The 22408-nt window shown below is 68.0% G+C and carries 19 protein-coding genes; 5 read left to right on the top strand and 14 right to left on the bottom strand.

Annotated elements, in window-relative coordinates; genetic code table 11:
• Positions 1-162: 162 nt before the first annotated feature.
• From H6726_15850 to H6726_15860, 3 genes are all read left to right on the top strand, one after another.
• Complete coding sequence (locus tag H6726_15850; protein ID MCB9659126.1) at positions 163-447, top strand: hypothetical protein; 285 nt, start codon at positions 163-165, stop codon at positions 445-447.
• A gap of 3 nt (positions 448-450) precedes the next feature.
• Positions 451-1548 carry a flippase-like domain-containing protein gene (locus tag H6726_15855; GenBank protein ID MCB9659127.1) on the top strand — a complete coding sequence of 366 codons (1098 nt, stop codon included), beginning with the start codon at positions 451-453 and terminating at the stop codon, positions 1546-1548.
• A gap of 95 nt (positions 1549-1643) precedes the next feature.
• Positions 1644-2651, top strand: coding sequence for a phosphatase PAP2 family protein (locus tag H6726_15860; GenBank protein ID MCB9659128.1), 1008 nt, complete (start codon positions 1644-1646; stop codon positions 2649-2651).
• Positions 2652-2726: 75 nt separating this feature from the next.
• Here the strand turns inward: H6726_15860 and H6726_15865 are convergent, their stop codons facing one another.
• The 14 genes from H6726_15865 to H6726_15930 all read right to left on the bottom strand — a co-directional run bounded on the left by H6726_15865 (position 2727) and on the right by H6726_15930 (position 17955).
• Entirely contained in the window at positions 2727-3434 is a 708-nt protein-coding gene (locus H6726_15865) for a hypothetical protein (GenBank protein ID MCB9659129.1), read from the bottom strand.
• Positions 3435-3591: 157 nt separating this feature from the next.
• On the bottom strand, positions 3592-4305 hold the full coding sequence (locus tag H6726_15870; GenBank protein MCB9659130.1) for a cytochrome C oxidase subunit IV family protein: 714 nt from the start codon (positions 4303-4305) through the stop codon (positions 3592-3594).
• 10 nt (positions 4306-4315) lie between these two features.
• On the bottom strand, positions 4316-5122 hold the full coding sequence (locus tag H6726_15875; protein ID MCB9659131.1) for a cytochrome c oxidase subunit 3 family protein: 807 nt from the start codon (positions 5120-5122) through the stop codon (positions 4316-4318).
• Positions 5123-5130: 8 nt separating this feature from the next.
• Positions 5131-6825 carry a cytochrome c oxidase subunit I gene (gene ctaD / locus H6726_15880; GenBank protein MCB9659132.1) on the bottom strand — a complete coding sequence of 565 codons (1695 nt, stop codon included), beginning with the start codon at positions 6823-6825 and terminating at the stop codon, positions 5131-5133.
• Positions 6826-6828: 3 nt separating this feature from the next.
• Positions 6829-7848 carry a cytochrome c oxidase subunit II gene (locus H6726_15885; GenBank protein MCB9659133.1) on the bottom strand — a complete coding sequence of 340 codons (1020 nt, stop codon included), beginning with the start codon at positions 7846-7848 and terminating at the stop codon, positions 6829-6831.
• Positions 7845-8804: an SCO family protein gene (locus tag H6726_15890; GenBank protein MCB9659134.1), complete on the bottom strand. Its 960-nt coding sequence runs from the start codon at positions 8802-8804 to the stop codon at positions 7845-7847. The genes H6726_15885 and H6726_15890 overlap by 4 nt, the downstream gene beginning before the upstream one ends.
• Before the next feature lie 22 nt (positions 8805-8826).
• Positions 8827-9399 carry a hypothetical protein gene (locus H6726_15895; GenBank protein MCB9659135.1) on the bottom strand — a complete coding sequence of 191 codons (573 nt, stop codon included), beginning with the start codon at positions 9397-9399 and terminating at the stop codon, positions 8827-8829.
• Positions 9400-9408: 9 nt separating this feature from the next.
• The gene (locus tag H6726_15900) at positions 9409-10797 is read right to left on the bottom strand and encodes a hypothetical protein (protein MCB9659136.1); all 1389 of its coding nucleotides are present in this window, start codon (positions 10795-10797) and stop codon (positions 9409-9411) included.
• A gap of 5 nt (positions 10798-10802) precedes the next feature.
• Positions 10803-11423, bottom strand: a complete 621-nt coding sequence (locus H6726_15905; protein MCB9659137.1) for a cytochrome c — start codon at positions 11421-11423, stop codon at positions 10803-10805.
• Positions 11424-11431: 8 nt separating this feature from the next.
• Positions 11432-12013: a DUF3341 domain-containing protein gene (locus tag H6726_15910; protein ID MCB9659138.1), complete on the bottom strand. Its 582-nt coding sequence runs from the start codon at positions 12011-12013 to the stop codon at positions 11432-11434.
• Between the two features lie 3 nt (positions 12014-12016).
• Positions 12017-13486: a polysulfide reductase NrfD gene (gene nrfD / locus H6726_15915; GenBank protein ID MCB9659139.1), complete on the bottom strand. Its 1470-nt coding sequence runs from the start codon at positions 13484-13486 to the stop codon at positions 12017-12019.
• Positions 13483-16734: a 4Fe-4S dicluster domain-containing protein gene (locus H6726_15920; GenBank protein ID MCB9659140.1), complete on the bottom strand. Its 3252-nt coding sequence runs from the start codon at positions 16732-16734 to the stop codon at positions 13483-13485. Before H6726_15920 ends, nrfD begins: the two co-directional genes overlap by 4 nt.
• Positions 16731-17357, bottom strand: coding sequence for a cytochrome c3 family protein (locus H6726_15925; GenBank protein ID MCB9659141.1), 627 nt, complete (start codon positions 17355-17357; stop codon positions 16731-16733). The genes H6726_15920 and H6726_15925 overlap by 4 nt, the downstream gene beginning before the upstream one ends.
• A gap of 43 nt (positions 17358-17400) precedes the next feature.
• Complete coding sequence (locus H6726_15930; GenBank protein MCB9659142.1) at positions 17401-17955, bottom strand: hypothetical protein; 555 nt, start codon at positions 17953-17955, stop codon at positions 17401-17403.
• Between the two features lie 496 nt (positions 17956-18451).
• On the opposite strand from H6726_15930, the gene H6726_15935 reads away from it, so the two are divergent.
• Both H6726_15935 and H6726_15940 read left to right on the top strand, forming a co-directional pair.
• Positions 18452-20632: a protein kinase gene (locus H6726_15935; protein MCB9659143.1), complete on the top strand. Its 2181-nt coding sequence runs from the start codon at positions 18452-18454 to the stop codon at positions 20630-20632.
• A 120-nt stretch (positions 20633-20752) separates the two neighbouring features.
• Positions 20753-22336, top strand: coding sequence for a phosphoglycerate dehydrogenase (locus tag H6726_15940; protein ID MCB9659144.1), 1584 nt, complete (start codon positions 20753-20755; stop codon positions 22334-22336).
• Positions 22337-22408: the final 72 nt, after the last annotated feature.

Consider the following 22408-nt stretch of genomic DNA (forward strand, 5'->3'; position numbering starts at 1 on the left):
CTCGCTTTCGTTTGGCTCGCCCCCCGACCCACGTGTCAGGCTCTCCGAGTGCGACCCTCACCTCCACCCGGTCCTGCCGACGCTCGCCCTGCCGCCCTGCCGGCGCGAATCGACGCGCCGGCAGGGGCGTGCTTCGCCCCGTCCCCCACCGCGCGCCCGCGGATGGCGTGGAAGCTCGTGGGCGCGTTGAGCGTGATGCTGCTGCTGGGCCCCCTCGCTCGGGCGCAAGCGCCCAGCGAGGCGGGCGCGCCCTCGGAGCCAGCGCCGCGGGTGCAGACCGACCCGGAGACGGGAGAGCGCTACGTCGAGGTCCACCCCACCGAGCCACTCGCCCAGGGGCGTTGGCCCGTCGAGGCGTGGCTGGTGTGGACCGTCGGAGCGTTGGGCGCCCTGGGCGCCGCCGTGTTCCTTCTGCGCCGTGTCCGGCGAGCGCCGCGCGGACGCTGACGCATGATCCATTCCGACGAGCCCGACATGGACCGGCTCCCCGCGCAGCCGCGCCCCGCCGAGACCGCCCCCGAAGCACAGGAGTCCAGGGAGCATGACCGCGGTGCGGCTCCCGCAGACGCCACGCGCGGGGTCGTGCGCAAGGTGATGCTGGGCACGGTGTTGGGCGCCCTGGTGCTCGCCGCCCTCGCCTTCTACGCCGACGCGCAGCAGCTCCGGCAGGCCCTGGTCAGCCTGGACGTCCGGTACTTCGCCCTCGCCCTCGTGCTGGCCACGTCCAACTACGCGCTTCGCTTCCTGCGTTGGCAATACTACTTGCGGGCCGTGGACGTACACATCCCCGTCGCGCGGAGCGCACGTGTCTTCGTTTCTGGGTTCGTGATGAGCGTCACGCCCGGAAAGCTGGGCGAGGTGTTCAAGTCCATGCTGCTCTTCGAGTCCGATGGGGTCCCGCTCGCGCGCACGGCCCCGATCGTGCTCGCGGAGCGCATCACCGACTTGATCGCGCTCGTCACCCTCGCCGCGCTGGGAAGCCTCGCCTTCCCCGAAGCAACGGCAGCGGCCCTGCTCGGGGCGCTCACGGTGATCGCCCTGCTGGCGATGGTCGGGATCCGTCCCGTCGGCAACTTCGCGCTGAGCCTCGGCGCTCGTCTCCCGCTCGTACGGCGGGCTGTGCCCCCAGCGAGAGAGGCGCTCGAGAGCTTGCGCACCATGTTGCGCCCAGCTGCGCTGCTGACGACGAGCGTCCTCTCGATGATCTCGTGGAGCCTCGAGTGCGCGGCGTTGTTCGCGCTGGTGCACGGCTTCCCCGACCACACCATCACGCCGCTCGCCGCCGCCTTTTCATACGCGGCACCCACCATCGTCGGCGCGTTGGCCATGCTCCCTGGCGGTGTCGGGCTGACCGAGGCAGGCATGACCGGCGCCCTGCTGCAGGTCGGCGGCGCAACGATGACGCGCGGCAGCGCAGGCGCCATCACCATCCTCATTCGCCTCGCCACGTTGTGGTGGGCCGTACTGCTGGGCCTCGTGGCGCTCTTCGCGTTTCGCCGCCATGACGTCCCGAACGCTTTGGCTACCCAAAAACCAGCGACTACGTAGTCGCAACAACAAACTTCGAGTTGCCCTTTCCCTCCGTTTTGGACCAGCATACGGGTCACCTCGGGAGGAACGGTCCGAGGGGACACCGAACCAGCATGCACCAGCCCGACGCCTACAGCCCGCGCAGCGTCCGCGAAGCCGCCAGCACGGCCCTGCAGAACTGCGCGCTGCAAGACCTCGCCGCCCTCGCGTTCCACGTGTACATGCTCCTGCGCGTGTCCGTCGCGCCTGACAGCCACGAGCGCGACATGGCCATCCGCTACGGCGTGGCCCTCTTGTCGGCCACGGCGTCGGCGCTCCTCATCGCGCGCGGGGAGGTCCTCCGCCCGGGGCCGGCGCGCTCCATCCTGTATCGGGTGGGCATCTTCGCGCCGGTGGTGCTCTCGTACTTCCAGATGCGCTTTCTGTTGCCAGCCCTGCAGCCAGCGCTCGTGGACCGGCACCTCTACTCCCTCGACCGCAGCCTCTTCGGCACCACGCCCGCGCTCTGGTTTCAGCAGTTCAACCAGCTGCACATCGTGGAGTGGGTGTCCTTCTTCTACTACAGCTACTTCGCGCTGATGATCCTGTGCCTCATCCCGCCGCTCTTCCTGGACAAGGGCAAGCGGCAGATCGAGATGATGGTGGGCGGCTTGGTGGTAGCCACGATGGGTCACTTCGTGTACACGCTGGTCCCCGGCAAGGGCCCCGTGGCGACGCTCGACTTCGAGCCGCTGAATGGTGGCTTCTGGTGGCACCAGGTCGAGGTCACGGTCGCCAACGCGGGCGCGCAGCTGGACATCTTCCCCTCGCTCCACACGGCGTACCCCATGTTCTTCGCGCTCCACGCGTTCGGCTGGCGCCACACCAACCCGTATCGCTATGTCTGGTTCGTGCTCGCGTTCTTCTCCGCGAACATCATCGTCGCCACGATGTTCCTGCGCTGGCACTGGTTCGTGGACGTCGTCGCAGGCATGCTGCTGGCAGTCTTGGCGCGGCAGTGCGGCAAGTTCGTGTCCGAGCGCGAGGCGGAACGAGGCCTGCATGGGGACGACAGGCAGCCCGTCTGGGAGCCCATCTACCCGAAGAAGGCGGCACGAGCGAGCACGTCGCCGGCCGAGTGACCTCAGCAGGCGCCGCCGGCCGTGAGGGCCTCGTGAGTGCCGCGGTGCCGCTTGGGACCAGACACCTTCCGAGGCTCAGGGAGGAGGAGTCCCCACGGGGTCGGGCGGCTCGTCGCTCTCGAGCGCAGGCGGAGCTGGCGTGTCGAGCAACGCGTCCGGCCGCAGCCCGGCTAGGTCGCCGAGGACATTGCCCTCGTCGTCCGTGAACACCGATTCGCGGCCGAACACCGTGTAGACGCGCACCCGTCCCTCGGGCCCAGCGACGTCGGGCATGACCGCGTCGTCCTCACGCCGGAGCGCGACCGTCTCGATGCGCTCGGCCGGACGCCGGAAGTCCAGCACGGGGCCGCGCACCGTCTCGCCCGCGCCCAGGTCCAGATGCTGGCGAATCCACGCGCCGATCAGCGCCCTGCCCGGCCCAACGACGGCCACCGGCGTCTCGGCGCGGAAGGTGAAGTACTCGTGACCGTCCTCGGACTGCCGGGTCATCGTGGGGGGTGTCGTGCGCAGCTCGTACAGCCGGGTGTCCGGCGTGGGGGCGCGGCGCCCTGCGGGCGGGCGCGGCATGCTCATGCGCTTCCAGGCGCGCAGAGGCCGGAACTGCTCGTCGAACACCACCTCGACATCGCTGATGCCCATCGGCCACTCCTGCCGAATGGTCATGACGTGCAGGCAGGCGCGCCTGCGCAGCTCCCAGTGCTCCACCACGGCCTGGTCACGCATCTCGGGGCCGGACCGGAGATGACCCGACGCCAGGACCTCGCCTGCCGGAAGCTCGGACATCCCAGGGCAGGTGGGGTATGGCAGGCGCTCGACATGCTCCGCTGGGGGTCTCTTCAAGCACCCTTCACAGCCAGCGGCCACGCTGACGAGGCACAGCACAAACGAAAACAGCAGCCATGGGGGCTGCTGCGTTCGTGTCCAGCCATGCTGGGGCGGCCTATTCAGCGGCCGCCTCCTCGGCGCCCTCGGCGGCATGCGCGTCCTCGCCGTCCTCGCCGTCCTGGGCGTCCTCGGGGTCAGCGACATCCGGCTCCTCTTGCGCCGCGGGCTCCGCGTGGCTGGGTTCGTGGGCAGCCGCTTCGGGCTCTGCTGCGGCGTGGTCGCCCTCGGCCGCAGCGTGGTCACCCTCGGCCGCCCCGTGGTCGCCCTCGGCAGCGGCGTGACCTTCGCCATGCTCGCCATGACCCTCCGGCAGCGCTGGCATGGCCACGAACTCACCGTTGTCGTACCCGGTCGCGATGCCCGCCGCGAACTCGCCGGTGCGAGCGTCGCGCTGGGTGCCATGGATCCCGTCGACCCGGCCTCGATGGCCCGTGTCGTTCGACGTGTAGCCGAAGAAGATGGCCATGAAGAGCACCGAGCCCAAGAAGAACGACGTGTTGAACGCCTTCTCGTACTTGAGGTGCATGAACCACGTCCCGACCAGCGTCGCCTTCACAGACGCGATCAAGAGGGCGACGGCGAGGTTCCACTCACCGAGGCGCACGTAGTAGGCCGCGATGGTGATACCGGTCAGCGCGAAGAGCGCGCCGATGACGATCAGGTTCGTCTTGACCGGGGTGATGTGTGCGTGGACGTAGTAGCCGTCGCCGCACGGGTCGCCGTAGTCCTCGTGCCCGGCGTGCTCATCGTGGGTGTGTTCGTTGCTCATGGATTGCGTCTCAGTCGATGAGGTAGAGGAGCGGGAAGAGGTAGATCCAGATGAGGTCCACCAAGTGCCAGTACAGCGCGACCAGGTCGACCGGCGTGAAGAAGTCCTTGGAGAACTCGCCGCGCTCGTTGCGCAGGATGATCCACACCATGATGCCGATGCCGATGAGCACGTGCAGACCGTGCACGCCCGTCATGACGAAGTAGATGCCGAAGAAGCTGCGCAGGTGGTACGGGTACGTCATCGCCGCCCCGTCCACGACGGCGCCAGCGCCCGCGTTGTGCGCGCCCAGCACGGCGTGGCTGAGCTCCTCGATGCCGTGCACGCTCGGAGGCTCGGCGCACACGCCAGCGGCGTTGAGGTTGAAGTTCGGGCACAGCCAATACTTGCCGGGCAGGAAGCCGACGTGGAACTTGTGCGTGTACTCGAAGTACTTCACCACCATGAAGCCGAGGGCACAGAGGATGGTGATGACCAGCATCTGGGTCACCTTCTTCTGCTCGCCCACCTGCGCGTAGCGCACCGCCATGGCGGCCGTGAAGCTCGAGATGAGCAGCACGAACGTGTTCAGGCCACCCATCCTGGCATCGAGGAGGTGAGAGCCCACCGAGAAGGCCTCGGGGTGCGCCGTACGGTACAGGGCGTAGGCCACGAAGAGACCGCTGAAGAACAGGATCTCCTGGGCGAGGAAGGCCCAGACGCCCAGCTTGGCAGCGTCGAACTGCTGGACCGGCGTGTCGAAGTGGTGCGCGAGATACGCCGGGCCGTGGTGGCCATGGTCGTCGTGCGCGTGAGCGGCGTGTGTGTCGGTTGCCATGGTCTTACTCACTCAGCTTCCGAGCCGGAGGCGACGAAGTCCTTGTGGTGCCCCTCGAACAGCTCGAGGTCGGTGCAGATGTGGTAGTCGTAGGGCCCGCGGGTGATGACGGGCTGCTCGTCGAAGTTGTGCGGGTGCGGCGGGGTCGTGGTGAGCCACTCGTAGCCGGCCGAGCCCCAAGGGTTCTCGGAGGCCTTCGCGCCGCTGCGCAGCGACTTGATGAACATGACGGCCATGATGAGGAAGCCGACACCGAGGATGTAGGCGCCACCCGAGCTGGTCATGTGCAGGTTGTGGAAGCGCGGCAGGTAGTCGTAGTAGCGACGCGGCATGCCCTGGCTGCCGAGCACGAACTGGCTGAAGAAGGTGACGTTGAAGCCGGTGAACACCAGCAGCCAGGCCACGCGCGCCCAGTTCTCGTCGTACATCTTGCCGGTCATCTTCGGCCACCAGTAGTGCAGGCCGCCGAGGAAGCCGAACACGGTGCCGCCCACCATGACGTAGTGGAAGTGCGCGACGACGAAGTAGGTGTCGTGCAGGTGGATGTCCGTGGACAGCGTGCCGAGGAACAGCCCGGTGACGCCGCCGATGGTGAACAGGGCGATGAAGCCGAGGGCGTACAGCATGGGCGACGCCAGCGAGATGCTGCCCTGGTAGAGCGTGGCGACCCAGTTGAAGACCTTCACGCCCGACGGGATGGCCACGAGGAACGTGAGCGCCGAGAACACCATGGTGGAGTACTCGCTCATGCCCGACGTGAACATGTGGTGGCCCCACACGAGGAAGCCGAGGAGGGCGAGGGCCACCGAGCTCATGGCCACGAACATGTAGCCGAAGATCTTGCGGCGGCTGAACGTGCCGATCAGCTCGTTCACGACGGCCATGCCCGGGAGGATCATGATGTACACGGCCGGGTGCGAGTAGAACCAGAAGAAGTGCTGGAAGAGCACCGGGTCACCGCCGATGGCGGGATCGAACACCGCGATGCCGAGCGCCTTCTCCATGGTGAGGAGCAACAGCGTGATGGCGAGCACGGGGGTCGCGAGCACCTGGATGACCGAGGTGGCGTAGATGCCCCAGATGAACAGAGGCAGGCGGCGCCAGTTGATGCCGGGGGCCCGCATCGTGTGCACGGTCGCGATGAAGTTGACGCCGGTGAGGATGGACGAGAACCCGAGGATGAAGACACCCATGGTCATCCAGATGACCGAGTTGTCCGCGCGGGCGCTGTACGGCGTGTAGAACGTCCAGCCCGTGTCCACGTGCCCGACGATGATGCCGATGACGAGGAAGATGGCGCCGAAGCAGTAGATGTAGAAGCTGGCGAGGTTGAGCCGCGGGAACGCGACGTCCTTCGCGCCGAGCATGATGGGCAGGAAGAAGTTGCCCAGGGCACCCGGCACGGACGGGATGATGAACAAGAACACCATGATGGCGCCGTGCAGCGTGAACACCTGGTTGTAGGTGTCCGCGTTCATGATGGTGCGGCCCGCGAACAGCAGCTCGGTGCGCACCAGGAGCGCCATGACGCCGCCCAGGAAGAACGCCGCCAAGATGGACGCGAGGTACATCATGCCGATGCGCTTGTGGTCGAGCGTGGTCATCCAGCTCTTGATGCCGCGCTCGTGCGTCAGGTAGTTCGGGAGGTCGTCGCCGTGCGCGGGGGCGCCGTGTGCCGGGGCGGTGGTTGCTTCAGTAGTCATGGTTCACTGACCCTCCGTGGCGAGAGAGCGGATGTAGGCGACGATGGCCAGCTTGCGGTTCTCGGTGGGGGCGTAGACCGGCATGTTGGCGGTGGTGAAGCCCTGGACGATCTGCGACTGTGGCTGCAGCATCGACTGGATGATGTAGTTCTCGTCGGCCTCGCGGGTGCTGCCGTCCGTGAAGGTGCGGCTGTTGCCCCACAGGCCGCGCCAGGTGGGCGCAATGCCCTGCGAGCCGTCGGTGTTGTGGCAGCCCATGCAGCCCATCTCGCGGGACAGCAGCTGGCCCCAGCAGGCCATCGGGTCGGCCTCGTTGCGGCACTCCTCGGGCGGGCCGTCCAAGGCCGCGACGTGCTCGTCGTACGCCTCACGGGTCACGACGTGCAGGCTTGCCAACATGGAGCTGTGGTTCGTGTTCAGCGCCACGCTGTTCTCGGCCGTGATGCCTGCGGTCGCGCCGCAGTACTCGGCGCAGAAAACGGTCAGCGGCTCTTCCTCGGCGGTCGTGTGGGTCGCCTCGAACCAAAGCGTGGTGAACATGCCGGGCACAACGTCGCGCTTCACGCGGAAGGCCGGCACGAAGAAGCTGTGCAGCACGTCGGCGGAGGACATGGTCAAGCGGACGGGCTCGTTCACCGGCACCGTCAGCGAGTTGGACTCCTGCGCGCCGCTCGGCATGTGCGTGAAGTCCCACGTCCACTGCTTGCCCGTCACGTGGATCTCGAGGGAGTTCGAGGGCGCCACCGCCCCGAACACGTAGCCCTGCCAGCCCGCGTGGAAGAGGTACACCAGCAGGAACACCGGGGCGACCGTCCAAGCCACCTCGAGGACGTTGTTGTGTCCCGTGGGCTGCGCCTTCACGCCCGGCTTGCGCCGGTACTTGATGACGTAGACGACCATCGTCCCGACGATCAGCACGAACGAGATCAGGCTGACGTAGTAGATGAAGTAGAAGAGAGAGTCGACCGACGGAGCGAGGGTCGACATCTGCGGCGGTAGTTGTTCGCTCGCCTGAGGGTTCATGACGTTCGCACCTGGTTGGGCTGGGCGTCGAGAGGGACGCGGACGGCGGACTTGTTCTCTTCCGCAGGCCGTGCCGACTCGGAGGGACTACGACGGCGCTCGCGCCGCCAGAAGAAGGTGAGGAAGCCACCGAGCACCAACACCGTGATCAGACCGCCGAGCTTCATGACGTTCATGGCCATCACCGTGTACGTGTTGGCGGCCGCGTCGTAGGCGTAGCAGTAGAGCAGGAAGTGCTCGGTGGTGGAGATGGACCGCCCCTCGGACGCCTCGAGGAGCGCCAAGCGGAAGTCCGCGGGGTTGAACTCGAGCCCGTAGAGGTAGCGCGCGAAGCGCCCCTCGGGCGTCAGGAACATGATGGCCGCGGGGTGGGCGTACTGGTCCTGGTTGGCGTTGTAGAAGTAGCGGTACCCGGCGGCCTCGGTGGCGGCCGTGATGGCCTCCTGGTCACCGACCAGGAAGTGCCAGCCGTGCTCGGCTTCGGACTTGCCCACCTCGGCGAGGCGAGCCAGCAGCTCGGCGCGCTTGTGCGCGGCCTGCTCCACGGTGTCGTCGGGGTCGATGCTGATGGTGACCGCCGTGTACTCCACCCCGGGCGTCCAGTTGGCGCGCTCGATGCCGCGCGCTGTGGCGTCGAGGACCATGGAGCACAAGGTCGGACACGTGTGGTAGGCGAAGGTCAGCAGCACCGGCTTTCCGGCGCTGAAGTAGTCGCGCAGGTGGACTTCACGGCCGGTGTGGTCTCGAAATGCGAGATCCAGCGGCAGGGGTTGATCCAGCTGCTCGTTGACTTGGATGCGCTCGATCCCGGGCGCCGTGCGGACGGCCTGAGCGCCGTTCTCGTTTGGCAGCCACTCCTGCGCCGCCGCGCGCCCCGTCCCCCACGCGAGCGCCAGCGCAACCATGGCGATGGCCACGGCGCGGACGGTGCTGACGATGGAGGGGGAAAGACGCATGACCGACGGTGTAGTGGTGAGCTCAGCGAGGGGTGGGACGGGGGCGGCGGGGGGGAGTCGCTTCGGCCTCCGCGGCGGCAGCGGCGGCCTCCGCAGCAGCAGCGGCAGCGGCGGCCTCGGCCTCGGCGCGGCGAGCGGCGCGCTCTTCGACGGCGCGCTGAGCGGAGGCAACGCCCTCGGTGTTCTCCATGGCGTTCCAGCCCTGGACGGCGTCCAGCGTGTCGTTTTGGGATGGACGCAGCGTTCCGCGTTGCCCGTTGGCGACCTGGCTCATCGCCTGCTCGATGGGCAGGCGCCCCTCGTTCAAGCGCTGACGTGCCTCGAGACGCTCGACCTCGGCCACCGTGGCGCGACGCACGCGCCCCTCGCCGCTGTAGTCGCGGGCATCTTCGGCGCTGATGGTGCGGGTGCGCCCCGACTCCTCGACCACCCAGCGAGGGTAGCTACCCTCCTCGATGGCCTGAGCCTGGCGCTCACCGATCGTGGCGTTGAAGTAGGCGTGAAACAGCGGGATCAGCCCGGCGAGCGTGAGCGCGGACGCGACGGCGACGCCGATGATGACCTTGTCGTTGGATCCGGTTGTATCGTAACCCATCGCGAAGCCTCAGTAGGTCTGGTGGTGGTGAAGGCTGCGAGACAGCCGTGGGTCGCCCACCGGGATGAGCGGGAAGCGCGCGAAGCCCTTCAGCACGAAGGTGAAGAACACGCCGCCGCAGAACAGCAGGGCCGCGAGGTCGTACACCACGCTCGCATCCAGCTGGGCCGGCGTGTGCGCCTGCGGCACGACGAACCAGTAGAGGTCGAGCAGGTGCATCGCGAGCAACCACAAGCACATCTTGGACAGCCAGCCCAGGTTGCGCTTCTGGACGCGCGAGATGAGCAGGAAGAACGGCGCGACGAAGTGCCCGAAGATGAGCGTCAGCGTCACCCACTCGAAGCCCCCCTGCCAGCGGCGGTGGAACCAAGTGGCCTCCTCGGGGATGCCGGCGTACCAGATGAGCATCCACTGCGAGAACTGGACGTAGGTCCAGAAGCAGATGAAGCCGAACATCAGGCGGCTGAGGTCGTTGATGTGCTCGCCGTTGACCGCTCCACCGGCCAGATTGTTCTTGTGCATGTGGATGCCGATGAGGCAGGCCACCGCCAGCATGCCGATGGCGGAGCCGCCGAAGATGATCACACCGAAGATGGTGGAGTACCACGCAGGCTCGAGGCTCATGACCCAGTCGAACGCGGCGAACGTGAGCGTCAGACCGAACACGAAGCTGCTGAGGTAGCTCATGTTCTGCATCTTCGGGGTGAGCAGCTTGTCCTTGGTCTCATCCTGACGCGTCGAGGTACGGAAGTAGAACAGGGCGATGATGCACCACGCGAGCACGTAGAAGATCGAACGCGTCGTCCACGCGTGGCCGTTCAGCCAGATGTGCTTCTTCTCGAGCGTGGCGTGGTGAAGCGCCTGCTCCTGCGGCGTGTGAGCGTGAGCCTCGTGCCCACCATGCTCCCCCGCGGCGGCCTCGCCGTGACCCTGCGCGTGCGCCGTGCTCGCCCCGAAGGTGAGGGCGCCGTGGTGACCTGGCTCTTCGCCGCCGCCATCCGGCACGCCGTGGTTTGCGCCCGGTGATGCCGGCCGACGCCACTCGTCGTACATGTCGAACGCACCTGCACCCGAACCCGCGATGATGGGGAGGGCGAGCAGCGCGATGACCGGGGCGCCGATCATGAACAGCTCGAAGATGCGGCGGCTGGTGACACCCCAGTGCCCGGCGGTCATGTGCTGGATGAGCACCATGAACATGGCGCCGAGCATCAGCGTGGCGACCGCGAAGAAGCCGAAGAGGTAGCTGTAGCCGAAGCGGTTGGAGTCCGCGGCGAAGCCCGCGATGCTGCCGAGCAGGCCCACGGCAGCGACGGCGGCCGAGACCTTCCACGCCGTGGTGGCGATGAAGCTGTCAGCGGGGAGACGGTAGTCTTGTTGGTTGGATTCGGTGGCCACGACGCTCACTCCGGACGGCTCGGGCGGCCCTGCTCGCTGAGCTGGAGGGCACGCACGTAGGTAACGATGGCCCAGCGGTCATCCGTGGGGATGCTCTGCGCGTACGCAGGCATGTTGCGGATACCATGGGTGATGGTGGCGAAGACCTGGCCGTCCGGGATGGTGCGGAGGCGGTCATCGTGGAAGGTGGGGGGCACCATGGAGTTGACGCCCAGCCCTGCGACGCGGTGTGCCACGGGCCCCTGAGCGTCGCCCGCCTCGCCGTGACACGGCGCGCAGTAGATGTTGTAGCGCTCCTGGCCGCGCGCCACGAAGGCGGCGCCACCGCCGTTGCGCTGCACGACCTGCCGGGGCACCTCGAGCACCCACTCGGCGTTGTCGTCGGCGCGCCCGGTCGCGACGCCCAGGTTCGGGTCGTCCTCGCGGGACACGGTGCCGTCGACCTGGGGGCGCATGGTGCGGCCGTCCTGGAAGAACGCGCTGTGCTCCTGGGTGTCGTAGCGGGGCTGGTTGTACATGTTCCGGATGGGGACCACGGGCGCGTCCTGCGACACCTGGCCGCGGCAGCCGGTGAGGGCGGCCAGCGCCAGCACGGACGTCAGAAGCTGACGGCTCAAACCGTTCATGGGGAGACTCACAGGACTTCCTCCTCGACGAGCTCGAGGTGGCTCGGGTGCGTCGACTCGAGCAGCGCGCGGGTCTTCGCGAGGTCGAACTTGGGGTCCGCCACCTCGATGGAGATGAAGTACTTGTCGTCGGTGGCCGCGGCGAAGCGGTCCGACTCGAAGATGGGGTGGTTGTGCATCGGCAGCTTGAGCAGGTGGAGCATGCCGAACAGCGTGCCGAAGCCCGTCAGGAGCACGGTGCACTCGAACATGATGGGCACCATCGAGGGGAACGAGCCCGGGGGCTTGCCACCGATGATGATGGGGTAGTCCCAGTTGTTCGCGTACTGGATGAGCAGCACCGCGCAGGTGAGCCCGACCAGGCCGCAGACGAAGCTGATGATGCCGATCTTGGTGGGCTTGAGGCCCATGGCGTCATCGAGGCCATGCAGCGGGTACGGCGTGTGGCAGTCCCAGCTCTTGTAGCCAGCGTCGCGCACCTTCATCGCGGCCTTGGCCACGTCGTTGGGCGTCTCGTACTCGGCGAGGTAGAGGGCGGGCCGCTTCTCGGCGACCTTCGGCTCTTTCTTGGGGGTCTCGTGGTCCGACATGACTCACTCCGCCGGGGCAGGCTCGGCCGACACGTGCGCGTGCGCGTGGTCGTGCTCCTCGCCGTGATGGTGGTGAAGGTTGGGGTGCGCGCCAGGGAGGGTCGCCTTGAGCTCCGCGATGGCGATCATCGGAATCCAGCGCACGAAGAGGAGGAACAGCGTGAGGAAGAGCCCGAACGTCCCGAGGTACAGGCCCACGTCGACGAACGTCGGGTGGAAGTTGCCCCAGGAGCTGGGCAGGAAGTCCTGGGTGAGCGACGTCACGATGATGACGAAGCGCTCGAACCACATGCCGATGTTGATGAGGATGGTGGCCACGAACATGATGGGGATGCTCGTGCGGCACTTCTTGAACCAGAAGATCTGCGGCACGAGGACGTTGCAGCCGATCATGGCCCAGTAGCTCCACCACAGCGGGCCCCAGTTGCCGAGGCTGTCGAGCCGCGCGAAGCCAGCGCGGTTGTGGAGGAAGACCCACTGCTCGTAGGGGTTGCCGGAGTACCACGCGATGAAGAACTCCATGGCGTAGGCGTAGCCGACGATCATCGAGGTACCCAGCATGAACTTGTTCATGAGGTCGAGGTGCCGGATGTTCACCAGGTTGTGCATGCCGAACACCGCGCGCACGATGAGCATCATCGTCATGACGAGCGCGAAGCCCGAGAAGACGGCGCCAGCGACGAAGTACGGCGGGAAGATGGTGGTGTGCCAGCCGGGGATGACCGACGTCGCGAAGTCGAACGAAACGACCGAGTGCACGGAGAGCACGAGCGGGGTGCTGATGCCGGCGAAGATGAGGTAGGCGCGCTCGTAGTGCTGCCAGCCGCGGTGCGACCCGCGCCAGCCGAGGGCCAGGAAGCCGTAGATGCGGCGGCGCAGCATGGTCTCGGAGCGGTCACGCAGCGTGGCGAAGTCGGGGATGAGCCCGACAAACCAGAAGATGACCGAGATGGTGAGGTACGTGTTGACGGCGAACACGTCCCACATGAGCGGCGACTTGAAGTTGGGCCACATGTCCATCTGGTTCGGGATGGGGAACAGGTAGTAGTCGAACCAGGGACGGCCGGTGTGCAGCGCCGGGAACATCGCGGCGCAGAGCACGGCCATGACGGTCATGGCCTCGGCGAAGCGGTTGATGCTGGTGCGCCACTTCTGTCGGAACAGGAAGAGGATGGCCGAGATGAGCGTGCCGGCGTGCCCGATACCGATCCACCACACGAAGTTGGTGATGTCCCAACCCCAGTAGGCCGGCGCGTTGTTGCCCCACACGCCGATGCCCATCGCGAGCAGGTACGCGATGACGGCGCTCATGAGGCCGAGCAACGACACGGAGGGGAGGAAGCAGATCCACCACCCGCGCGGAGCCTTCGTCTCGGTCACCCGAGCGACGGCCTCCGTGATGTCGTGGACCGTGGTGCCTTGGGGGAGGAGATAGGTCTCGCCGATCTCGACAATGGGCGTCTCGTCGCTCATTGGTGCGCCTCCTGGCCTTCGCCAGCTGCATGCTCGCCGTCGTGTCCGGTGGCCTCAGCGGCGGCCGGCGTGGGGAAGGCGGGGTTCGGGTTGCGGATCTTTCCGAGGAAGGTCGTGCGGGGCTGCGTGCCGAGCTCGGCCAGCAGCCTGTAGCGGCGGTCGCGCAGCGCGAGCTGCGACACGCGGCTCTCGGGGTCGTTGAGGTCGCCGAAGACGATGGCGCTCGTGGGGCAGGCCGACTGACAGGCCGTCACGACGTCCCCGTCACGCAGCTGACGCTGCTCGCGACGAGCGGCGATACGGGCACCCTGGATGCGCTGCACGCAGTAGCTGCACTTCTCCATGACGCCGCGCATGCGGACCGTGACGTTCGGGTTGAACGCGAGCTTGCGCTCCTCGGGGAAGTTCGCGACGTCCGTGCCGGCGCGGTAGCCGAGGCCCGGGATGGTGGTGTTGCCGGTCTGCTCGTCCACCAGCTCGTCCAGGCGGACGTGCCAGTCGAGGTAGTTGAAGCGGCGCACCTTGTACGGGCAGTTGTTGGCGCAGTAGCGCGTGCCGATGCAGCGGTTGTACGCCATGTCGTTCAACCCCTCGGGGCTGTGCGCGGTGGCGTTGACCGGGCAGACGTTCTCGCAAGGCGCCTCTTCGCAGTGCTGGCACCCGACGGGCTGCAGCGCGACCTGCGGGTTGCTCTCGTCACCGAGGAAGTAGCGGTCCAGGCGCAGCCAGGACATCTCACGGCCACGCTCGACCTCACGCTTGCCCACGGCCGGGATGTTGTTCTCGGCCTGACACGCGGCAACGCAGGCGTTGCACCCGGTGCAGCTGCTGAGGTCGATGACCATGCCCCACTTGTGCAGCACCTCGGGCAGCGTGGTGTCGCTGGGCTGCACGCGCTGGTCGTCGTAGTTGACCTGGCGCCACAGGGGGTCGGTGCTGGCGAACTCCACCGTACGGAACGAAGCGAACTGCGGCTCGTCCTTGTACTGCTCGAGGGTCGCGTCGATGGCGATCGGGCGCCCCTCCATGTTGTCGTGGGTCTGGGTCTGGACGACGTTGTAGTGACCGCCCACCTTCTCGACCGTGAACCCGCCACCGAAGTAGAAGTTCTCCGAGTCACGCAGGGCCTCGACGCGGAAGCCGCCACCCATCGTGGCCCCGGGGCGACCGTCGGCGACCGTCACATAGCGGCCGGCGCGGGTGCGACCGTAGCCCAGGGTGAGCGTGATGCTGTCGTCCGCGTGGCCGGGGAGGATCCACACGGGCAGCTCCACGCTGCGCTCGCCCTTGCTGATGCGGATGAGGTCCTGCGGACGCACACCCAGTCGTGTTGCGTAGGCGCGCGACACGAGCGCGACGTTGTCCCAGACGATCTTCGTCATGGGGTCCGGCAGCTCCTGCGCCCACACGTTGTTGGCGTGGCGACCGTCCCAGAGGGCCGAGTCGGGGACGAACTGCACCTCGATGCCCTCGAGCGTTGCGGCAGGGGTGCTGAGCGCCGCTGACACGAGGCTGGCGTCCAGCGTGGGGGTCTCGGGCGTGCCCGTGGAGTTGCGCACGACACCCGCATGGAGCGCCGCGCGCCAGTCACGCTCGAAGGTGACGGGCGAGGTCGTCTGGCGGAACGTGTTGCGCACCACGCCATGGCCGCGCCAGTTGCGCTCGCCCGCGACCCGCGCCAGCAGCTCGAGTGCGCTGCGAGCACCGAACAGGGGCGCGATCAGCGGCTGCTGGATGGCGATGGTTCCGTCCACGGCGCGCTGGTCGCCCCAGGTCTCCAGCTCGTGCGCAAGCGGCACCTGCCAGGTGCAGAGCGAGCCCGTCTCGTCCACACCATGACCGAGGTGGATGGAGGTCAGCCCCTCGCGGGCGAGGATGCCGGCCACGTCCACATCCGCCGGGGCGTCGTACACGGGGTTGCCACCCAGGATGAGCAGCGCGGTCGCGCCGTCCATGTCGGCCGCCAGGGCCTTGATGCTATCGACGCTGCGCGGCGCCTGGGCGTCGGCGACGGGGCTGGTGAGGACGCTGCTGCCGACCGCGCCGAGGTGGGCGTTGATGGCCAGCACGAGCGCGTGCACGTGGGCGGGCTGGTTGCGCCCGACCAGCACGGCAGCGGCGCGCCCCGCCTCGCGGAGATCTGCGGCGACGTTGGTGACCCACTCCGCCGGGATGCCGTCGGTGTCACCCGCGACCACGCCGGGCACCTCGAGCGCGGCACCCAGGGCGCGCGCGAACGCATCGATGCGCGTCGCAGGAAGAGCCAAGCGGTGGTCGGCGGCAGCCCCAGTAAGGCTGTGGGTGGCCTCCACGGCGTAGAGACGGCTCATCTGAGAGTCTGGCGACGTGATCGCTCGCCCAGGACCAAAGCCGCGCCCATTGCGGACGGCGCCGGCGTCGATGCCGAGGAAGTCGCAGTCGAGCGCGAGGAGCGTCCGGGCCCGCGAGAGCTCGTAGTGCACCTGAAGCGGCTGCCCGAAGAGCAGCTGGGCACCCGACCGAGCGTTGTCGTCGTTGACCGAGTCGTAGGTGTAGAGCTTCGCCCCTGGCAGACGCTGCGTGAGCAGCTGCTGGATGCGCAGCATGGAGGGGCTATTGGTCTGCGGCGCGAGGACGCGCAGCCCAGCGCCGCTGCCCAAGCCGGAGACGAGCTCCCCGAAGGCCTCGTCGAACTCGGCGTAGGTCTTCGCCTCACGGGCCCCACCCTCGCCCAGCAACGTCGGCTGGTGCGCGCGATCGGGATCGTAGAGGTCCCAGATGGCGGCCTGAGCGCGCACGTCCGTCGCACCACGGCTCGACGGGTGCAGCGCGTTGCCTTCCACCTTCGTCGGACGACCGTCGTGGCTGGTGACCACGATGCCCAGGGCGTCACCGTTGCGCTGGGTGACCGTCGCGAAGTGCGAGGGGACACCCGGAACCAGCGACTCCGGCGCCTGCACGTAAGGCAGGATGTTGGCCTCGGGGCGGCGCGCGCAGCCCTCGATGGCCACGGCGGCCGCGGCGGCGGTGCTGAACTGGATGAAGCCGCGGCGGGACACCGGGGCCGATACGGCCTTGCCCGTCTTCTTGAAGAGGTCGTCGACTCCGAGGAATCCGCCCGGGCGCTCGGCCTCCGCCTCGCGCTTCATGTTCGCGCGCGCGGCGGGCTCGTCGGCCGTGAGGGCGTCCAGCTCCTCCAGGCTACGCCAGATCTTGATCTTCCCCTGCGCGGGGGCGTCTTGGAACTCGTATGACTTGCGGCGACTCATCGGTGGCACCCTGAGCAGTGGGTCGGGGGGTTGACCTCATCCACGTGGGCAACCCAGTTTTCGTCTGGAGCCCAGTCCATGTTGGTGATCTCCGAGCGGGGGCGGAGGTTGGGCCCGGGATCACGGTGACAGTCGAGACACCAGCCCATGCTGATGGGCTGATCGATCTGCACGACCTCCATCTGGTCGACGCGGCCGTGGCAGGACACGCAGCCGACGCCCGCGGCGAGGTGGACGCTGTGGTCGAAGAACACGTGGTCGGGCACCTGATGCACGCGCACCCACTCCACCGACTCGCCGCTCTCGAAGCTCTCACGCACGGGCGCGAGGCGCTGAGACTCGGGGTGCACCTGCGCGTGGCAGCCCATGCAGGTCTGCGTCGGCGGCACCATGGCCTCGTGCGAGCGCTCCACGTTCGCGTGGCAGTAGCGACAGTCCATCTCCATCTCGCCAGCGTGCAAGCGGTGGCTGTACGGGACGGGCTGCTCGGGCGCGTACCCGACCTGCAGGTTGGCCGGCGAGGCGTAGTACCAAATCGCGCCCGTGAGCACGCCACCTCCGACGGTGGCTGCACCCGCGATGACGAGTGGCAAGAGATTCAGGTGTCGAGGAAAGATCTGCATGATGCCGTTCGGTTGTTGGCCTCCGCGTGAGCGGCGGCTCGCCCTAGTGAGAAGAAGGCGGCTCCTCGGACGACGTGACCGGCGGATGGGCGCCGAGCGCCATCAGCTGGTGCACTTCGTCGGCGTGGGTCGGGCAGTCTCGCGACAGGAGGGTGACCCTGACGCGAGCGGTGGAAGCGGAGCTGTGTTCGATGACGCTGCGGTGCAGGACCGCGGCGGCGTCGGCCACGAAAGGGTGGGACTGGGCGAGGCGGAGCTCGCCGGGATCGGCGCTGTCGGCGCGAATGGCGACGAGCAGGCCCTGGTGGAACTCGAAGCGCACGGACGAGAACGGAGGCACTCCCTCGTCGCTCGACGTCGATGCGGGCGCCCACTCTACAGCAAGTTCTCCGTCGGCGTCGCCATCGGAATGAACGCGGTAGACCCCCTCGTACACGAACCCACGACGCAGCGCCGACGCGCTCATGCCGAGCCGGGCACCGTGGAACTCGCTGAGGTTGTCGGAGCGTTGCGAGGTCAGGCGTATCCAGGCCCAACCTGCGGGCACTGCCAGGGCGAGTGCCGCCGCGCCGAACCACCTCTTTTGGGAGGGGGTCATTCGTGCGCTTACCTTCTCTTGGTCTCTGCGTTCTCGGCCTCCGCGACGACCGGAAGCCGTCGTGGGGTCGGGTGAGGGGGGTGAACCTCGGGGACTCTGTGCCGAGCTAGGGTCCATTTCCACGCGTGACAATGGGGGGTTGCGCACGGAAGGGCCAGCAGGCGGGCCGTATATCCCCGCTCTCACACGGTCAGTCAAGTAGGACCGGCGGAGAGGCCGGACCCAGTGTCCCGAGGGAGGCCTGGAATACCCCCGGATCTCCGTTGTTCGGCGGGGTTCCCGGTGGTTTCGCGACCCTCGACCTCGGTGCGATTTTTCGGCTGCTACGATCGGTCCCACGAAAACTCCCCTGCCCAGGCTCCGGTAATGCCGATGTCGGGCCCTGCAGGCACGCCGGCATGCCCCGACGAAACGTAGTCACGCGCGATCTTTCGACTCGCGGTGCATGTCTGTATAGTCGGCCGTCCATGCCACCCCACCCCGCCAGAACGCCTGGATGAGCGAGATTCCACACGAAGACGAGCCTGTCACCCTCTTCGGAGCCTACAAGCTCGTCGACCGGGTCGCGGTCGGTGGGATGGCGGAGATCTTCCGCGCCATCGAGCCGAGGCCCGTCGGTGAGGACAGGGTCATCTGCGTCAAGCGCATGCTCCCCCATCTCGCGAGCGAACCCGGAGCGCTCGCCATGTTCGAGGAGGAGGCTCGGCTCGGGGCGCACATCCGCCACCCAAACGTCGTGCAGATGCTCGGCTTCGGGGAAAGCGAGGGCCAGCCGTACCTGGCGCTGGAGTACGTGCGCGGGTGCGACCTGTGGCGCCTCCTGCGCTGGGTCCAGCACCAAGGCCTCGGGCTCCCCCTGGAGACCTGCTCGTACGTGATCCAGGAGATCCTCCGCGGGCTCACGGCGATCCACACGGCACACGACGCAGAGGGTGTGCACCTGGGGGTGGTCCACCGTGACGTGAGCCCCTCCAACGTGCTGCTCTCGGTGCATGGCGAGGTCAAGCTGGGCGACCTCGGGATCGCGCAGAGCCACTTGAGCGCGCATCTCCCCGCGCGGCACAGCGGGCGGCGCATGGGGAAGCTCGGGTACCTCGCGCCCGAGCAGGTCGCCGGTGCGCCCCTCGACGTGCGCACCGACCTGTTCGCGGTGGGTGTCATCGCGGCCGAGCTCCTGATGGGCGGCAAGCCGCTCTTCCGGGGAGGCAGCGAGCTGGCCATCCTGCTCGCGATCCGCGACGCCAACACCGATCACTTCGACGCCACGGCCAAGAGCCTGCCCTCGCCCGTCGCGGCCTTCGTCCGCAGCCTGCTTGCCGCCAGCCCAGACGCCCGCCCGGGGTCCGCCGCCGACGCCCAGGGAGCGCTCGCGGCGGCGCTCCACGAGGCCGGGGTGAGCGAACCCGACGCGCCGATGCGCAAGCAGTTCGGCGACCTCATCGCGCACGCGACGGGCGAGTACCTGAAGGTGACCGGGGAGTACCCGCTGCCCCTCGACGTGCCGGACATCGAGAAGACCCCCCACATCGAGCTCAGCCTGGAGCAGCTGGCCCGGGGGGAGGCACCGCTGTTCCCGTCACGCAACCCCCTCGCAGAGCGGGACACCCTGGTGCCCGGGGCACCCGCCGTGCAACCCGACGACCCGAGCGTGGGCCTGTCGAACCCGTTGCTCACCGGGCCAGATGGTGCGGCCCCCGTGCGCGCGCCGCGGCAGTACGCGATCTGCGCGGGCGGCGAGTGGCGCGAGCAACTCACGTACGCCCAGGTGGTCGAGTCCGTAGCGCTCGGTCAACTGCACCCCCTCGACCAGCTGCGCCTCCCCTCGGGCGACACGTTTCGGCTCGAAGAGGTCCCGGAGTTCATGCGTCACGCGCGTGGCGGCACGCTGGGGAGCATCACGCAGGACAGCCTCCCGACGCTTCAGCCCAGCACGACGCTGCCAGCCGACGAGGGGGGCATCGTGGTCGCCCTCGGGCGCTCCCTGCTGCGAGAGGAGACAGGCCTCTGGCTCGCGGAGCAAGGGGCCGTTCGAAAAGAGATCTACATTGTGGACGGCGCGCCGGTCATGGTCGCGAGCAACATGGCGGGGGAGCTGCTGGGCGAGTACCTGGTGGCGCGAGGTGTGGTGTCGCGCGGGGAGCTCGACATGGCCCTGGCGGTGATGCCGCGCTTCGAAGGCAAGCTGGGTGACACGCTCGTGGCGCTCGGTCTGGTCGAGCCCGTGCACCTGTTCCAGCACATCGCGTCGCAGGTAGAGGAGAAGCTCCTGGAGACGGCGCTCTGGAAGAGCGGGGTGTTCAGCTTCTACCCTGGCGCGACGGCCCCGGGAGAGCGCTTCCCGCTGGCGTCGGGTCCCTGGGAGATCCTGTTGGAAGCGACCCGGCGTCGGCTGATGCACGGCCTCGACCCCGTGGACGTCGGGGACCCCCACGGTGCGGCGGTGTGGAAGCTCGGCAGCGCCCTACCCCGCACGCTCGCGACCAGCACGCTGCCTGGTCTGGTCGCGCTGGCGCTCACGGTGCTCCGCAAGCCCCACAGCACGGCTGATCTGCTAGCGGCGCTGGACGATCCCGAGGGGCGCGATCGCCTGCGCGGCGCGCGCGTGCTGACCGTCTTGGCCCAGCTGCGCGTCGCGGTCCCCAGCGAGCCCACGAGAGCCGCGTCGGAGCCGACCTAGCACTGCGCGAGACCTCGCGTTCCGTCGGGCACCACGCTTGACCCAAGGGGGTCATACTGCTAGCAGTCCGGCCTCTGAAGCCTGCCCGACGCGCGCTCAGAAGGAGTGATCATGGCGAACGTGAAAGTACTCGTATCGGACAAACTCAGCGACGCAGGCCTCAAGGTCCTCCGGTCGATCTCGGGGCTCGAGGTCGAGTACCGCACCGGGATGAACGAGGACCAGCTCTGTGAGGTCATCGGCGACTACCACGGCCTCATCATCCGCTCGGCCACCAAGGTCACCCCGAAGGTCATCGCGGCGGCCGACAACCTCCGCGTCGTGGGGCGCGCCGGCATCGGCGTCGACAACGTGAACATCCCCGCCGCCAGCAAGCGCGGCATCGTGGTGATGAACACACCGACGGGCAACGCGGTCACCACGGCCGAGCACGCCATCTCGCTGATGACCGCCCTCGCCCGCAAGATCCCGCAGGCCGTCGCCTCCATGAAGGCGGGTGCGTGGGAGAAGACCAAGTTCGAGGGTCGCGAGATGACCAACAAGACGCTGGGCGTCATCGGCCTCGGCAACATCGGCCGCATCGTGGTCTCGCGCGCCCAGGGCCTGCACATGAAGGTCATCGGCATGGACCCCGTGATGACCAAGGAGAAGGCCGCGAGCCTCGGCGTCGAGCTGGTGGGCTTCGACGAGCTGCTCGAGCGCTCGGACTTCATCACGCTGCACGTCCCGCTCACGCCCGAGACGAAGGACCTCTTCAACGCGGCCGCATTCGCCAAGATGAAGACGGGCGCCATGCTCATCAACGCGGCGCGCGGCGGCATCGTCGACGAGCTGGCGCTCAAGGACGCGCTCGAGAGCGGCAAGCTCGGCGGCGCAGCCTTGGACGTCTTCGTGAAGGAGCCCATCCCGGCGGATCACCCGCTGATCAACGTCGAGAACGCGCTGCTCACGCCGCACCTCGGGGCGTCCACCGCGGAGGCGCAGGAGCGCGTCGCCGTCGAGATCGCGCAGCAGGTCGCCGAGTACCTGAAGGACAACGTCGTCAAGAACGCCATCAACGTCCCGGCGCTTCCGGCCGAGACCGCCGAGCAGCTGCAGCCCTACGTCGACCTGGCGAAGCAGCTGGGCGCACTGCTCGGCCAGCTCGAGCAGGTGGACGTCCGCGAGATCCGCGTGACCTGCACGGGGACCGCAGGCGAGCTGGGCGTCACGCCCATCGCGCGGGGCGCGCTGGCCGGGTACCTGCAGCAGCACATGGAGGAGCCCGTCAACCCCATCTCCGCGCCGTTCGAGGCCCAGGAACGCGGCATCAAGCTGGTGGAGATTCGTGACTCCGACGCACGCGGCTACAGCACCACGGTGCGGGTCACGGTCACGGGCGAGCACGGCATCCACACGGCGACCGGCACCATCGGTCAGCGCGGCGAGGCCCGCTTGGTGGGCCTCGAGGGCTACGAGATCGACGCCGTCATGGGCGGCACGACCATCGTCATGAAGAACCAGGATCGCCCGGGCGTCATCGGCGCCGTGGGAACCATCATGGGCGCGCGTGGCATCAACGTGTCGCGCATGCAGCTCGGCTTGGACGAGGAGAAAGGCCAGGCCCTCGCGCTGTGGAACGTCGACAGCGACGTCCCGGCCGACGCCCTCGAAGCCCTGCGCGCCATCCCGAACGTAGAGTCCGTGCTCTGCGTCCGCCTCTGAACCTCGAGAGATAGTCCGCATGCCCCGCAAGGCGCCTCCTCCGGCCAACGCCGGTGACGATATCGGACCGCG

It is taken from the genome of Sandaracinaceae bacterium (assembly GCA_020633055.1).
GTDB lineage: Bacteria > Myxococcota_A > Polyangia > Polyangiales > Houyiibacteriaceae > JADJJE01.